Below are 14,288 nucleotides of genomic sequence, written 5' to 3' on the forward strand. Positions count from 1 at the left end.
GGAGATGACTTAAATGTTATTTGACTCACATGCACATTTAAATGACGAAAGATTTGATGAAGATAGAGAAGAGTTGATAAATTCATTACAAGAAAAAGGAGTAGACTTAGTTTTAAATCCTGGAGCTTGTATAGAAACTTCAAAAAGCAGTGTAGAATTAGCTAATAAATATGATTTTATATATGCAGCAGTTGGAGTTCATCCTCACGATGTAGGAAATATAACTGAAGATGATATAGAAACTCTAAGAAAACTAGCTTTAGAAAATGATAAAGTAAAAGCTATAGGTGAAATAGGGTTAGATTATTATTATGATACTTATCCTAGAGAAGACCAAAAAAAATGGTTTAAAAGACAAATTGAATTAGCTAATGAATTAAAGTTACCTATAATAATTCATGATAGAGACGCACATGGTGATACTTTTGAAATAATAAAAAACACTAAGAGTCCTGAAATAGGTTGTGTGCTTCATTGTTATAGTGGAAATGTTGAATTAGCAAGAGAATATGTAAAAATGGGATGTTATATATCTATTCCAGGAACAGTTACTTTTAAAAATAACAAAAAGACTGTAGAAGTTGCTAAAGAAATACCTTTAGAATATTTATTAATAGAAACTGATTCTCCATATATGGCACCTGTGCCTAACAGAGGGAAAAGAAATGATCCTTCTATGGTTCAATTTGTAGCAGATAAAATTGCACAAGAAAAAGGAATTTCTTATGAGCAAGTTTGTGAAGCAACAAAAGAAAATGCAAAAAGATTTTTTAACATAAAATAATAAATTAAAAGAGATTATCTATTTTAAGATAATCTCTTTTTGCATATAACTAAATTTGAAGCCTTGATAAAATTTAGTATAAAGCTTAAAATATAAGGATATCAAGTAAAATGAGCGAAAAGGTGATTAAATGATAAAGGAAATAATAGTAGTAGAAGGAAGAGACGATGTAACGGCTGTAAAAAGAGCTGTAGATGCTGAACTTATAACTACAGGTGGATTTGGATTTCCTAAGGGAGTTATGGAAAGAATAAAATCAGCACAAGAAAGAAGAGGAGTTATAATATTTACAGACCCAGATTTTGCTGGAGAAAAAATAAGAAAGACTATAACAGCAGAAGTTCCAGGTTGTAAGCATGCTTTCTTACCAAGAGAAGAAGCTAAGAAAAATGGTGATATAGGTATAGAAAATGCTACTCCAGAAAGTATAAGAAGAGCTTTAGAGAAAGTAAGAACAGAAAGTACAGATAAAAGAAGTGAATTCGGACAAGTAGATTTAATAAGAAATGGTCTTATAGGAAATGATGATGCATCTCATAGAAGAGATAAGTTAGGAATGATTCTTGGAATAGGATACGGAAATGCAAAACAATTCCTAAATAGATTAAATAATTATGGAGTTAGCAGAGAAGAATTTGAAAAAGCTTTAGAAACTTTATAATAAAACAGAAAACAATGAAGGAGAAAAAATATGGATAGACTATCGTCACATAGAAAAACCAAAGAAGTAGTAGATAAACATGGATTTAGATTTTCTAAGTCATTAGGTCAAAACTTCTTAATAGATGATAATGTAATAGATAGAATTTTAGATGGAGCTAGATTATCTGAAGGAGATAAGATAATAGAAGTAGGTCCAGGGATAGGAACTCTTACTCGTGAAATGGGTAGAGTAGCTGATAAAGTTGTTGCTATAGAAATAGATAAGACTTTAATTCCTATATTAAAAGATACCTTAGTAGAATTTGATAATATAGAAGTAGTAAACCAAGATATATTAAAGGTTGATGTACAAGAACTTGTAAAAGAAAAATTAGATGGAGGACCAGTGAAATTAGTAGCTAACCTTCCATATTATATAACTACACCTATAGTAATGAAATTCTTAGAAGAAGATATACCTGTAACAGATATCGTAGTTATGGTTCAAAAAGAAGTCGCAGATAGAATGAATGCTGTTCCAGGAACTAAAGATTACGGAGCATTGTCTGTAGCAGTTCAATATTACTGTGATACAGAAATAGTTGCAAAAGCTCCAAGACATATGTTTATACCTCAACCAAATGTTGATTCAACAGTTATAGGTCTTCATGTAAGAGAAGAAAGAAAATATAATGTAGATAATGAAGATATATTCTTTAAAACTGTTAAAGCAGGATTTGGACAAAGAAGAAAAACATTACTAAATGCATTAGGAACATTAGGGTTTTTAACTAAAGATGAAATAAAAGAAGTTTTAGCTGAAGCTAATATAGATGAAAAAAGAAGAGGAGAAACTCTTACAATAGAAGAGTTTGCAAATCTTTCAAATGCTGTAAATAAAAAAGTACCTTCTAAATAGAAGGTACTTTTTTGCATGTCCAAACATATAATGTTTAGAGGGATTTAGATTTTATAGGGGGGGATAACTTTGAGTACTAAGAAAAAGTATAAAAGAGACTATATAATATTAGAAGCTAAAGATATGAATTTTAGATATAAGGAGCGAGTACTACCGAAGGCATTTGCAAAGGTTGAGGTTACAGAAGATAAATCGTTAGTAGCTCTTTATGTAGAAAACCTTAAATATGTTAGAGATGGATATAAAGTTATAGCAATATTAGAAGATTATAATACTGTAGATTTAGGACGCATAGTACTTAGTGAGCAAGGAAAAGGAGAATATACTCTAAACTTAGAAGAAGACAATACTAATATAAAAGCAGTAGCTTTAGTATTTGAAAAAAGTATACCACTGATTGGATTCAAGGGAAGTAAAATAGACAACTATGAAGAAATTATATTTACATCAGATGAAGAGTATGTTGAATATGAAGAAATTGAAGATGAATATGACTATGAAGAAGTAGAATATATAGAGGTTGATGATGATAATGATAGCGATGAAGAATATGAGTATGAATATGAATATTTAGAGTATGTAGAAATAGAGGATGATGAACCTGAAGATGAATATGAAGACTCAGACTATAAAGAAGAATATGTAGAAAGAGTAAAACCTAAAAATAAAAAAGAAAAAGTAAGACAATTAGAAGAAGATAAAGCTAGAGGAGATTATAAATCTTATGAAGAAATACATCAAATTTATAACGAAGTAGAGCATGAAGAAATTGATTCTAATAAAGTGAAAAATTTATTAATGCCAAGACAAATAAAAAAAGGATTGAAGATGTTTAAAGAAGTAAAGCCATTTGTAAGCGATACTATAGAGAATTCAAGATGGTGGAAAATAGAAATAACTCCTATAACAATGTGTGGGTATACAATGCCATACTTAGGATATATAAATACATTAAATTATACAATGTATAGTGATATAGTTCTTCAATCATACAGATACAGACATTATTTATTTGGGGTTCAATACGATGAATATAATAAACGTAAAAATTATATGTATGCTATTCCTGGAAATAAAAATGAACAACCTGATCAAGGGCATACGGGATTTGACACTTATAAACCATGTGATGATAGAAGTGATAAATTAGGGTATTGGGTATGCTTTGTTGATTCTAGAACTAGAAAAATAGTTAAATAAATTGTATAGAATATTCAAAATACCGTTTTCTCTTGATAAAATTACTAATATAATTTACAATATATGTATGTTTAATAACAAAGGAGGAAATTAAAATGATAAATAAGCAAAGATTAATAGATGAATTCATCGAATTAGTAAAAATAGATAGCCCTTCATCAAAAGAAGGAAAAGTAGCAAAAGTATTAGTTGAAAAGTTAGAAGCTATAGGATGTGAAGTTTGCATAGATGAAGCTGGAACTAAAGTTGGCGGAGAAACAGGAAATGTAATAGCTAAATTAAAAGGTAATAGAGAAGGAAAAACAGTATTATTCAGTTCTCACATGGATACAGTAAGTCCAGGAGAAGGAATAAAACCTATAATAGATGAAGCAACAGGAATAATAAAAAGTGATGGAACTACAGTATTAGGTTCTGATGATAAAGCTGGTATAGCAGCTATATTAGAAGCTTTAAGAATGATACAAGAAAATAAAATAGACCATGCCGATATAGAAGTAGTATTCTCTATATGGGAAGAAGGCGGATTATTTGGAGCTCAATACTTAGATTATTCTAAAGTAAGCCCAGACTTTGCATTCGTATTAGATAGTGGTGGTCATCCAGGAGAAATAATAACAAAAGCTCCAGCACAAGATAAAATAGAAGTATCAATAAAAGGTAAACCAGCTCATGCAGGATTACAACCAGAAAACGGAGTAAGTGCTATAATGGTAGCTTCTAAAGCTATAGAAAACATGAACTTACTTAGAATAGATGAAGAAACTACTGCAAATATAGGTATAGTTAAAGGTGGAATAGCTACAAACATAGTTATGCCTGAACTTGAAATAGTTGCAGAAGCTAGAAGTTTAGAAGTAGCTAAATTAGAAGCTCAAACAAACCATATGGTAGAAGAGTTCAAAAAAGCAGGAGAAGCTATGGGAGCTGAAGTAACAACTAAAGTAACTAGATGTTACGCACCTTTCAAAATGGCTGATGATGAAGCTATAGTAGAACTTGCTAAAAAAGCATTCTCTAACTTAGGAATAGATGCTTACACTGCTTCAACTGGTGGTGGAAGTGATACTAACGTATTAAATGGAAATGGAATAAAAGCTGTAAACTTAGGTATAGGTATGAAAAATGCACATACACTAGAAGAATATATAGCTATAGAAGATATAATAAATGCTTCAAGAGCTGTATTAGAAATAATTAAAGAAGCTTAATCAAATATATGATATAATAGAGAAATCGCCCAACATTTGTTGGGTGATTTTTGATTTTTACAATAAATGATAATTAGTATTGAATTATAATTATAATTTGTTGCGTTTAATATTTAATATAAGTTTAAAGATGAATAAAAATGGATACTAAAATAAAAGATATAAATTAAGGAGGTAACATAGTGGAAACAAGATATGATGAAGCTAATAAGGTAACAATACAATCTATATTGTGGAATATATTATTAACAATTATAAAAGTATTTGCAGGTATAGTAGGGAAATCAAGTGCAATGGTAGCTGATGGATTACATTCAGCATCAGACATAATAAGCTCGGTGGGAGTTTTAATAGGAAATAAAATTGCAAAAGCTCCAAATGATAAAGAACATAATTACGGACATGAAAAAGCTGAAACATTAGTATCATTTTTACTGTCATTATTATTAATAGTGGTATCATTAAAAATTGGATTTAGTGCATTAAATTCATTATTTAATTTAGATAGTGTTCAGGTACCGACGCTATTACCATTAATAGTATCTATTATATCTATAGCGATTAAAGAATATCAGTATAGAATAACTATAAAAATAGCAAATAAAATAAACTCTCCATCATTGAAAGCAGATGCATGGCACCATAGATCTGATGCACTATCATCTATAGCTGCTTTTATAGGTATAGGAGGTGCTTTATTAGGATTTAAAGCATTAGACCCAATAGCATCAGTAGTAGTTGCATTATTTGTTGCTAAAGTAGGATTTGATATACTAAAAGATTCAGCTAATGAATTAATGGATTACTCAATAGATGAGGATAAAGAAAAACAAATAATAAAAATAGCAGAAAATACAAATGGTGTTATAAATTTAGGTGAAATTAGAACAAGAAAACATGGAGCAACAGCATATGTAGATTTGACTATATGTGTAAATAAAGATTTAACTGTATATGAAGGACATGAAATTGCAACAAAGTTAGAAAAAAGAATTATAAAAGAAATGCAGTTTGTAAAAGGAATAACAGTTCATGTTGAACCATGTATAAATTGCCCAGGAAATTCTTGTAGAAAATAATCAAATAACTACTAAAAAGCACTACAATTAAACTGTAGTGCTTTTTAGTTTGTATATTTTATAGTATAATAAAATCGTTAAATATATAGGGGGGAGCTTTTATGGCAAAGAAAAGAAAAATTAAAAAAAGTATGTTAGTACTTGCAGGAATAATTTTATTTTTTATAGTCTATACAAGTACATACATATATGTCTCTAAAAAACAGCAAAATGATGCGCCAGTTAAAGTTGAAGATAATAATTTAGAGACTGATTCAAGCTCATTGTTATCTCAGATGAAAACAACTAATACTGTATATATTTCAGATAAAAACTTACAGGATGTAAGAGTAGAGCAAGAATATTGGGATCAAATAAAGTTTTTCTCTACTAAATTCAAAGAAGTAAGAAAGCCAAGTGAATATAATAGTATATATGAAGGATATTTAGATAATGGTATTAGATTTTCTACGGATTTAGATTATTTTAGAATATATACTGTTAATAAGGAAGAATTTTATAAAATACCTGTTTCTGAAAAAAAGGCATTTGATAAATTACTACAAGAAAGTATTTACACATCTATAGATTCTGTGAAAAAATATAAAACTTGGGATAGTGTAGAAATAATATATGGTGATCAAGTTAAAAAGCCATGGATGTGGAAGTACGATGATTTAGCTTATAAGATATCTGTAAAAAGATTAGTTGGAAAAATTCAACCTGAAAAAAGCAAAGAGAGAAGTCCATATAACTTTACAATAAAAATAAAAGGAGATGGATACTCTATAACTTTAGATACTATGGGTAAAGATTATGTTAAAGTAACATCAGATAAAGCTACAGCATACTACGAAGTACATGAAGGTTTATATGAGTACTTAAGAGATGATATATTTAAGTTAGAAAAAACAGATAATGGATCAAAATAAAAACTAGGTTGATATCAACCTAGTTTTTATTTTGATTATTTTTCAAGTAGCATTTCACCGATTTTATATACAGTACCTGCTCCTGCAGTTATAACTAAATCATCTTCATCTATATTTTGTGAAAGATATTCTACTATATCTTCAAATTTGCTTAAGTAAGTTACATCAACATTATTTTGATATAATTTGTCAACTAAGTCTTTAGAGTGTATATCACCTGGATCTTTTTCACGAGCTGCATAAATATCTGTTATTATAACTTTATCTGCAGCATAGAATGCATCAGAAAACTCCGTTAATAAAGATTTAGTTCTAGTATAAGTATGAGGTTGGAATATACACCATAACTTATTTTTCTTCATCTTTTTAGCAGCCGATAAAGTAGCTTTTAGCTCTGTTGGATGATGTGCATAATCATCTACAACTAAAGCATTATTGTATTTACCTTTAACTTCAAATCTTCTACCTACTCCACCATATAAAGATATATTTTTTCTTATAGTTTCAAGCTCAACTCCAGAAACTAAAGCAGCAAGTATTGCTCCAGTAGCATTGTAAATATTGTGTATTCCTGGAACAGAAAGCTTAAATTCTCCTAAGTCATTTCCATTATACTCTATTTTGAATATTCCATGACCATCTGAATTGAACTTAACATCTTTGATTAATGCATTATTACCTGGGTTTTGGCCATACTTTATAACAGTAGCTTTTATTTCATGTAATATATCTTTAGAATTTTCATCATCGCCATTTATTATAAAGTAACCATCATAAGGTAATAACTTACCGAATTTATTAAAAGAAGCTTTTATTTCATCTATACCAGAGAAGTAGTCTAAGTGATCTTCTTCTATATTTAATACTATAGATATTTTAGGGTTGAAGTTTAAGAAACTATCAACATACTCGCAAGCTTCAGTTATGAAGTTTTGAGATTTACCTATCTTAACATTTCCACCTATTATACTTAGATTACCCCCAACTAGTATAGTAGGATCAAGATCTGCATATTCAAATATAGCAGATAACATTGAAGTAGTAGATGTTTTTCCGTGCGTACCAGAAACAGCTATAGAATTTTGATATTCCCTCATTATCTGTCCTAAAAATGCAGCTCTATCCATTGTTAACTTATTTTTTTCTCTAGCAGCAACTAATTCCTCATTGTCTGACTTAACAGCAGCTGTATAAACTACCATATCTATATCATCAGTTATATGTTCTTTTTTATGTCCAAGATAAATTGTTGCTCCTTGATTGCGAAGACTATCTAATAAATAAGAATCAGTAGAGTCTGATCCAAAAACATTGTATCCTTTATTTAAGCAAATTTTAGCTAATGCGCTCATGCTTATACCACCAACGCCTATAAAGAATATATTCATAGTGAAACCACCTTTCTATTAAATTAAAAGTTCTACAATAAGAACTATGTTTGTGCTATAATAGTATAATGTTCAATATTTTAAGCAAAATAATAATTATAAAATATTTCTATACATTAATATATTAAAATTTCAAATAAAACATAACAAATATTATAACATAACGATAAAGAATGTGCATTAACAAGTTTAGATACATAGTTTTTTAGTATAGGAGGTATTTATATGAAATTTAAGAGAACGGAACGTATAGGTGCAATAGTTAAAATACTATCAGATAACCCTAATAAAATATTTACATTAAGTTATTTTACATCTAAGTTCAACTCGGCAAAATCTACAATAAGTGAAGACTTAATTGTAGTTAAAAATGTATTCGAAAAATTAGAATTAGGTCAAGTTATAACAATATCAGGAGCTGCTGGTGGAGTTAAATATATACCGAAAACATCTAAGTCAGAAAATGAAGAATTTTTATTAAAGCTGTGCGAAGAAATTAAAGATCCTTCAAGAGTATTATCAGGAGGCTTCTTATATTTAATAGATTTAATATATGATCCTAGAGTAGCATCTAAAATAGGTAAAATATTTGCTTCAAATATAGATTATTCAGAAGCTGATTATGTTGTTACTATGGAAACAAAGGGAATACCGATGGCACTTATGACAGCTAAAGCTATGAACTTACCTTTAGTTATAATAAGAAAGGATACCAAAGTATCTGAAGGACCAACATTAAGTATGACATATGTAAGTGGAAATAATTCTAAGGTAGAAAGTATGAGTTTACCTAGAAAAGCAGTTAAACCAGGTAGTAAAGTTATATTAATAGATGACTTTATGAGAGGTGGGGGAACAATAAAAGGTATGATGCAACTTATGAACGAATTTGGGGCTGAAGTAATAGGTAAGGGAGTATTCATATCTACAACTAATCCAACTGAAAAAATGGTTGACGATTATATATCTTTAATTCAAATTGATGTAATTAATAATGAATTAGTAAATGTTGAACCTAATTTACAAACATTTAGAGAAGAGTATTGGGCTACAACAGATACAATAGATATAACTGAAGATTTAGGAGAATAAGACAGATTTTGAGGGGAAATTCATATCAACTAAAAAAATGTAAAAAAAAATAAAAAAGTTTTAAAATAATAGAGGAAATTTAAAGTGTTGATAGAATTAATATAATATAAAAAAGAGTTTCAGATTTTTTTATTAAATTTGTCAAAAATAAAAGGGGGATATTAGTAAAATGAAAATAACTGACGTAAGAGTGAGAAAATTAACTGATGAGGGGAAAATGAAGTGTATAGTTTCATTAACTTTCAATAACTTATTTGTAGTACACGATATAAAGGTTATAGAGGGTCACAATGGATTATTTATAGCTATGCCAAGTAGAAAAATAGGAGAAGGAAACTTCAGAGATATAGCTCATCCTATAAATGCAGATATGAGACAAATGTTAGAAGAAGAAGTGTTAAAAGCTTATCATGAAGCTGTTTCTCAATTAGAGGTAGCTGCTGAATAATATTAAAAGTAGAATTAAAAATATATTATATTTTAAAATATATTTCACAAAGAGCCGAATTTTAGGCTCTTTTTTTGTTTGAATAATATGTACTTTTTTATTCAAAAATGTTATATTAGTTATTAGAATTAATAAATTGTATACAAAATAAAATATTAACATATTATATATAGATTGCTTAATGTAATAAAAAACTTGAAATGGAGTGGGTTTATGAATTTTAAGGCTATAATCCTGGCAGCAGGTAAAGGAACAAGAATGAAATCAAAATTACCTAAAGTAGTACACAAAGTATGTGGAAAAGAAATGGTAAATCATGTTATAAATGTATCTAAAAAATCAGGGGTTTCGGAAATAGTTGCAATATTAGGGCATGAAAGTGAAATAGTTCAATCTGTATTACCAGAAGGAACTAAAGTTGCTATGCAGACAGAGCAATTAGGAACAGGTCATGCAGTTATGATGGCTAATGATTATATATCTGAAGATGATACAATTGTTGTATTATGTGGAGATACTCCTTTAGTTAATCCAGATACACTAGAAAATTTATTTAAGTATCACTTAGATAATGGATATCATGCTACTGTTTTAACAACAAAGGTAGATAATCCTACAGGATATGGTAGAATAATAAGAGATGGAAATGAAGACTTATTAAAAATAGTTGAGCAAAAAGATGCTAATGAAGAAGAAAAATTAGTAAATGAAATAAATTCAGGAATATATTGTTTCAATGGAAAGAGTTTAAAAGAAGCACTTTCTAATATAAATAATAATAATGCTCAAGGTGAGTATTATTTAACAGATACAGTTGAAATAATGAGAAATAACTCATTAAAAGTTGGAGCTTTTAATGGAGCTACAATAGAAGAATTAATGGGTGTAAACTCAAGAGTTGAATTAGCTAAAGCAGAAGAAATAATGAGAAAAAGAATAAACACTATGCATATGATAAATGGTGTAACAATAATAGATGTAAATAGCACATATATAGAAGCTGATGTACAAATAGGAAATGACACTATAGTTTATCCTGGAGCAATGTTAAAAGGAAACACTGTTATAGGTAGTGAGTGTGTTATAGGAATGAACTCTAGTATATCAAACTCTACAATAGGAGATGCTACAGAAGTAGAAAGTTCTACAATAACAGATAGTGTAGTTGGTAAAAACACTACAGTTGGGCCTTATGCATACTTAAGACCTAAGAGTAATATAGGAAATAATGTTAAAATAGGAGACTTCGTAGAAGTGAAAAATGCTACTATAGAAGATAACTCTAAAGCATCACATCTAGCTTACATAGGGGATGCCCATGTAGGAAAGAACGTTAATATAGGATGTGGTACAGTATTTGTAAATTATGATGGAAAAAACAAATTTAAATCAGTTGTAAAAGATGGAGCATTTATAGGATCAAACTCAAATTTAGTAGCACCAGTTATAATAGAAGAGCATGGATATATAGCAACAGGTTCTACAATAACTGACAATGTACCATCAGGAGCTTTAGCGGTAGCTAGAGAAAGACAAGTTATAAAAGAAGGTTGGGTAGAGAAGAAAAACCTTAAAAAATAATAAAATTTGAATCAGGCTATAACATAGGTATAGTCTTTACTATACCTATGTTTAAATATAATATTTTCTTTAACAAAATTTTCGGGAGGTAATTATGAATACTAGCGGAAGCGAAATTAAAATACTTGCAGGAAATGCGTCGAAAGAATTAGCTCAAAAAGTAGCTGATTACATAGGTGTACCAATGGCTAAATGTGAAGTTGGAACATTTAGTGATGGAGAAATAGCTGTAAATATAAGCGAGACAGTAAGAGGATGCGATGTTTTTGTTATACAATCAACTAATAGTCCAGTAAATGATAATTTAATGGAATTATTAATAATGGTAGATGCATTAAGAAGAGCATCTGCAGGTAGAATAACTGCTGTTATACCATATTACGGGTATGCAAGACAAGACAGAAAGGCTAAGGCTAGAGATCCAATCACAGCTAAGTTAGTTGCAAACTTAATAACTGCAGCAGGAGCAGACAGAGTTTTAACAATGGATTTACATGCAGCTCAAATACAAGGATACTTTGATATACCACTAGATCATCTTCAAGGAGGAACAATATTAGCAGATTACTTCAATGAGAAAAACATAGAAGATTTAGTAGTTGTTTCACCAGACTTAGGAAGTGTTACAAGATCTAGAAAGTTTGCTAATACTTTAAATGGGGATGTTCCAATAGCGATAATAGATAAGAGAAGACCAAAAGCTAATGTTTGTGAAGTTATGAATATAATAGGTGAGGTTAAAGATAAGAATGTTATCTTATTAGACGATATGATAGATACAGCAGGAACAATAGTTAATGCAGCTAATGCTCTTAAAGAGTTTGGAGCTAAAGAAGTTTATGCATGTTGTACTCATGGAGTTTTATCAGGACCAGCTATAGAAAGAATAGAGAATTCAGCTATAAATGAGTTAATAGTACTTGATACTATACAACTTCCTGAAGAAAAGAAGATAGACAAGATTCAAATAAAAACTGTAGCTCCTTTATTTGGAGATGCTATAAAGAAAATATTTGCTAACGAATCAGTAAGTGAATTATTCAACTAATATGGGAAAAAGAGACTTCGAAAGAAGTCTCTTTTATTGTGTTTTTTTAATAAAAGTGCTAAAATTAACTCGAAATTTATTGGAAGGAAGTGGAATAATGAAACAAAATGATAAAGGTTTTACATTAATTGAATTACTAGTTGTAATTGCAATAATTGGAATACTAGCAATAGTAGCTTTGCCTGCTCTATTTGAAAATATAAATAAAGCAAAAACTGCAGAGTTAGAATCAGATTATAATGCTATAAAGAGTTCGTTTTTATCGACGTATGCAGAAAAAACAGAATTAATAAATGCAAATGTTGGAATAACAAATGCAAGTGGAAATGATAAAAATATTGAGGAACAGTTAGAAAGTGTTCCTAAGAATAATCCTTTTGGAGGGATATATAGCATCTCTACAGGTAATCAAATACTATATAACAAAGATGGTAGTGAAAGAGTTAGTATAATATACCAATATGATAGTAGTAAAAATAACCTAGAGCAAAAGAGAGCTAATGAGGTAATTAAAGACAATTCGGTTTATTTAATTGCGGAACCAGCATGGGAGACACATCCTGGATATGATGGAAAATCAAAAAATAATATTGGATATGATGCTTTTAAGAAGCTATCTAATGATATTGGTAGTAGTATTGTATTTTCACAATTAGATTTAAAACCAGGGGAAAATACACCGAATAATAATACTATATATATAAAGTTAGCTGATTAATATAAAAATAATAAAAGGGGGTAAATTTTTATGAAAAATAATAAGGGGTTTACATTAATCGAATTATTAGTAGTTATAGCTATAGTAGGAATATTGGCAATTGTTGCAGTTCCAGCTTTATTTAAAAATATAAATAAAGCTAAAATGGCAGATTTAATTTCAGATTTAAATGCTATGAAAACATCAGCGACTTTATTTTATGCTGAAAATAACAGACTTCCAGAAACTGAAGATGAGTTATTTGAAAATATGGAGTCGGTTCCACAGGTACCGGAGTTTACTCATAATAGCAGAGTACAGAAATATCAAATTAATTTTATAAGACCTCATAAATTAGATGGTGATGGAAAAGAAACTTCAGAAGTAGATAAAAGCAAGGATGTATATAGAATTGATGTTGGATTTGAAGCAAGCGATAAGGTAATATCTCCAAACTATTTCAGCGATGATAAAGATCTAAAACAATTTAAGGTAGCTGTAACTCCACCTACAAATAGTATATATGGTGTGTGGTTCATGTTGGATTCTGAAAAATAAGAAAAATATTAATATTTCCAATAAATTTAAAAGTAAAATAATGGTAAAATATGTTGAAAAAACTATATAAAGGGAGTATTATTATAAAATAGAATAGGGACGTTGAAATATGCTCTGTATCTGGGCACCTGGAGCATATTGAGTTAGTGGTGCAACCGACTATAACTGTAATTTTATGTACAGTGTTTTTTAATATCAAAAAACAGATGTATTTTAGAAATTATAATTATTAGTGAGAGGGGTTTTTTTTATGTTAAAAAAGACGAAAAATAATAAAGGTTTTACATTAATAGAATTATTAGTAGTAATAGCAATCATAGGAATATTAGCAGTAGTAGCTGTACCAGCTTTATTTAATAATATAAATAAAGCAAAAGTAGCTGATTTAAAATCAGATTATAATGCATACAAGAGTGCATCATTAGCTTATTATACAGATGAGAATAGCATACCTACTAAAATAAGTGATTTAAATTCATATATGGATAATGTTCCAGAAACATCACCATTTGGACAAGCATATATTCTTAAGCCAGAAGATGGAAATTTATACTTAGAAACAACTACAGACAAAGCTTCAGAGTTAAAAGATAAATTAGAAAGTGATTCAAATGGAACTATAACAGTAGAGGGAAATAATATAAAGATGAAACTTATAAGTGATTCTATGGTAAAAGGTGTTACACCACCAACAACAGATGAAAATAAATAAGATGGTAAAAATTAAGTA

At 29.0% G+C, this 14,288-nt stretch carries 15 protein-coding genes and 1 riboswitch; of the genes, 14 read left to right on the forward strand and 1 reads right to left on the reverse strand.

Annotation, left to right across the window (positions count from 1 at the left end; genetic code table 11):
* Positions 1-13: 13 nt before the first annotated feature.
* The 7 genes from ACEXNK_RS15640 (at position 14) to ACEXNK_RS15670 (ending at position 6,746) form a co-directional block, all read left to right on the forward strand.
* The gene (locus ACEXNK_RS15640; protein ID WP_373600378.1) at positions 14-784 is read left to right on the forward strand and encodes a TatD family hydrolase; all 771 of its coding nucleotides are present in this window, start codon (positions 14-16) and stop codon (positions 782-784) included.
* A gap of 130 nt (positions 785-914) precedes the next feature.
* A complete protein-coding gene (rnmV, locus tag ACEXNK_RS15645; protein ID WP_373600379.1) occupies positions 915-1,445 on the forward strand; it encodes a ribonuclease M5 in 531 nt (176 codons plus the stop codon).
* 30 nt (positions 1,446-1,475) lie between these two features.
* On the forward strand, positions 1,476-2,345 hold the full coding sequence (gene rsmA, locus ACEXNK_RS15650) for a 16S rRNA (adenine(1518)-N(6)/adenine(1519)-N(6))-dimethyltransferase RsmA (RefSeq protein ID WP_373600380.1): 870 nt from the start codon (positions 1,476-1,478) through the stop codon (positions 2,343-2,345).
* Positions 2,346-2,414: 69 nt separating this feature from the next.
* A complete protein-coding gene (locus ACEXNK_RS15655) occupies positions 2,415-3,545 on the forward strand; it encodes a hypothetical protein (RefSeq protein ID WP_373600381.1) in 1,131 nt (376 codons plus the stop codon).
* A gap of 95 nt (positions 3,546-3,640) precedes the next feature.
* Positions 3,641-4,756, forward strand: coding sequence for a M20/M25/M40 family metallo-hydrolase (locus ACEXNK_RS15660; protein ID WP_373600382.1), 1,116 nt, complete (start codon positions 3,641-3,643; stop codon positions 4,754-4,756).
* A gap of 182 nt (positions 4,757-4,938) precedes the next feature.
* Positions 4,939-5,835, forward strand: coding sequence for a cation diffusion facilitator family transporter (locus tag ACEXNK_RS15665; protein WP_373600383.1), 897 nt, complete (start codon positions 4,939-4,941; stop codon positions 5,833-5,835).
* Between the two features lie 101 nt (positions 5,836-5,936).
* Positions 5,937-6,746 (forward strand): hypothetical protein, encoded by an 810-nt coding sequence (locus tag ACEXNK_RS15670; protein WP_373600384.1) that lies wholly within the window; start codon positions 5,937-5,939, stop codon positions 6,744-6,746.
* A gap of 35 nt (positions 6,747-6,781) precedes the next feature.
* On the opposite strand, the gene murC is transcribed toward ACEXNK_RS15670, so the two are convergent.
* On the reverse strand, positions 6,782-8,134 hold the full coding sequence (murC, locus tag ACEXNK_RS15675; RefSeq protein ID WP_373600385.1) for a UDP-N-acetylmuramate--L-alanine ligase: 1,353 nt from the start codon (positions 8,132-8,134) through the stop codon (positions 6,782-6,784).
* Between the two features lie 225 nt (positions 8,135-8,359).
* On the opposite strand from murC, the gene purR reads away from it, so the two are divergent.
* The 7 genes from purR (at position 8,360) to ACEXNK_RS15710 (ending at position 14,270) form a co-directional block, all read left to right on the forward strand.
* The gene (gene purR / locus ACEXNK_RS15680) at positions 8,360-9,226 is read left to right on the forward strand and encodes a pur operon repressor (RefSeq protein WP_373600386.1); all 867 of its coding nucleotides are present in this window, start codon (positions 8,360-8,362) and stop codon (positions 9,224-9,226) included.
* Between the two features lie 169 nt (positions 9,227-9,395).
* Positions 9,396-9,674 (forward strand): septation regulator SpoVG, encoded by a 279-nt coding sequence (spoVG, locus tag ACEXNK_RS15685; RefSeq protein ID WP_373600387.1) that lies wholly within the window; start codon positions 9,396-9,398, stop codon positions 9,672-9,674.
* 213 nt (positions 9,675-9,887) lie between these two features.
* Positions 9,888-11,255: a bifunctional UDP-N-acetylglucosamine diphosphorylase/glucosamine-1-phosphate N-acetyltransferase GlmU gene (glmU, locus tag ACEXNK_RS15690; protein WP_373600388.1), complete on the forward strand. Its 1,368-nt coding sequence runs from the start codon at positions 9,888-9,890 to the stop codon at positions 11,253-11,255.
* Positions 11,256-11,349: 94 nt separating this feature from the next.
* Positions 11,350-12,303 (forward strand): ribose-phosphate diphosphokinase, encoded by a 954-nt coding sequence (locus tag ACEXNK_RS15695; protein WP_373600389.1) that lies wholly within the window; start codon positions 11,350-11,352, stop codon positions 12,301-12,303.
* A 97-nt stretch (positions 12,304-12,400) separates the two neighbouring features.
* Positions 12,401-13,021, forward strand: coding sequence for a type II secretion system protein (locus tag ACEXNK_RS15700; RefSeq protein ID WP_373600390.1), 621 nt, complete (start codon positions 12,401-12,403; stop codon positions 13,019-13,021).
* Between the two features lie 30 nt (positions 13,022-13,051).
* Positions 13,052-13,558 (forward strand): type II secretion system protein, encoded by a 507-nt coding sequence (locus ACEXNK_RS15705; protein WP_373600391.1) that lies wholly within the window; start codon positions 13,052-13,054, stop codon positions 13,556-13,558.
* Between the two features lie 87 nt (positions 13,559-13,645).
* Positions 13,646-13,728, forward strand: a riboswitch (cyclic di-GMP riboswitch).
* Positions 13,729-13,808: 80 nt separating this feature from the next.
* Positions 13,809-14,270: a type II secretion system protein gene (locus ACEXNK_RS15710; RefSeq protein ID WP_373600392.1), complete on the forward strand. Its 462-nt coding sequence runs from the start codon at positions 13,809-13,811 to the stop codon at positions 14,268-14,270.
* Positions 14,271-14,288 lie beyond the last annotated feature (18 nt).

It is taken from the genome of Paraclostridium bifermentans, from assembly GCF_964259345.1.
Lineage (GTDB): Bacteria > Bacillota > Clostridia > Peptostreptococcales > Peptostreptococcaceae > Paraclostridium > Paraclostridium bifermentans_B.

What these genes read in the sequence shown, in the direction of transcription:
- glmU (WP_373600388.1), top strand. Translation starts at nt 9,888, where the DNA reads ATGAATTTTAAGGCTATAATCCTGGCAGCAGGTAAAGGAACAAGAATG.
- spoVG (WP_373600387.1), top strand. Translation starts at nt 9,396, where the DNA reads ATGAAAATAACTGACGTAAGAGTGAGAAAATTAACTGATGAGGGGAAA.
- ACEXNK_RS15660 (WP_373600382.1), top strand. Translation starts at nt 3,641, where the DNA reads ATGATAAATAAGCAAAGATTAATAGATGAATTCATCGAATTAGTAAAA.
- rnmV (WP_373600379.1), top strand. Translation starts at nt 915, where the DNA reads ATGATAAAGGAAATAATAGTAGTAGAAGGAAGAGACGATGTAACGGCT.
- murC (WP_373600385.1), bottom strand. Translation starts at nt 8,134, where the DNA reads ATGAATATATTCTTTATAGGCGTTGGTGGTATAAGCATGAGCGCATTA.
- ACEXNK_RS15670 (WP_373600384.1), top strand. Translation starts at nt 5,937, where the DNA reads ATGGCAAAGAAAAGAAAAATTAAAAAAAGTATGTTAGTACTTGCAGGA.
- ACEXNK_RS15640 (WP_373600378.1), top strand. Translation starts at nt 14, where the DNA reads ATGTTATTTGACTCACATGCACATTTAAATGACGAAAGATTTGATGAA.
- ACEXNK_RS15695 (WP_373600389.1), top strand. Translation starts at nt 11,350, where the DNA reads ATGAATACTAGCGGAAGCGAAATTAAAATACTTGCAGGAAATGCGTCG.
- ACEXNK_RS15710 (WP_373600392.1), top strand. Translation starts at nt 13,809, where the DNA reads ATGTTAAAAAAGACGAAAAATAATAAAGGTTTTACATTAATAGAATTA.
- rsmA (WP_373600380.1), top strand. Translation starts at nt 1,476, where the DNA reads ATGGATAGACTATCGTCACATAGAAAAACCAAAGAAGTAGTAGATAAA.
- ACEXNK_RS15705 (WP_373600391.1), top strand. Translation starts at nt 13,052, where the DNA reads ATGAAAAATAATAAGGGGTTTACATTAATCGAATTATTAGTAGTTATA.
- purR (WP_373600386.1), top strand. Translation starts at nt 8,360, where the DNA reads ATGAAATTTAAGAGAACGGAACGTATAGGTGCAATAGTTAAAATACTA.
- ACEXNK_RS15700 (WP_373600390.1), top strand. Translation starts at nt 12,401, where the DNA reads ATGAAACAAAATGATAAAGGTTTTACATTAATTGAATTACTAGTTGTA.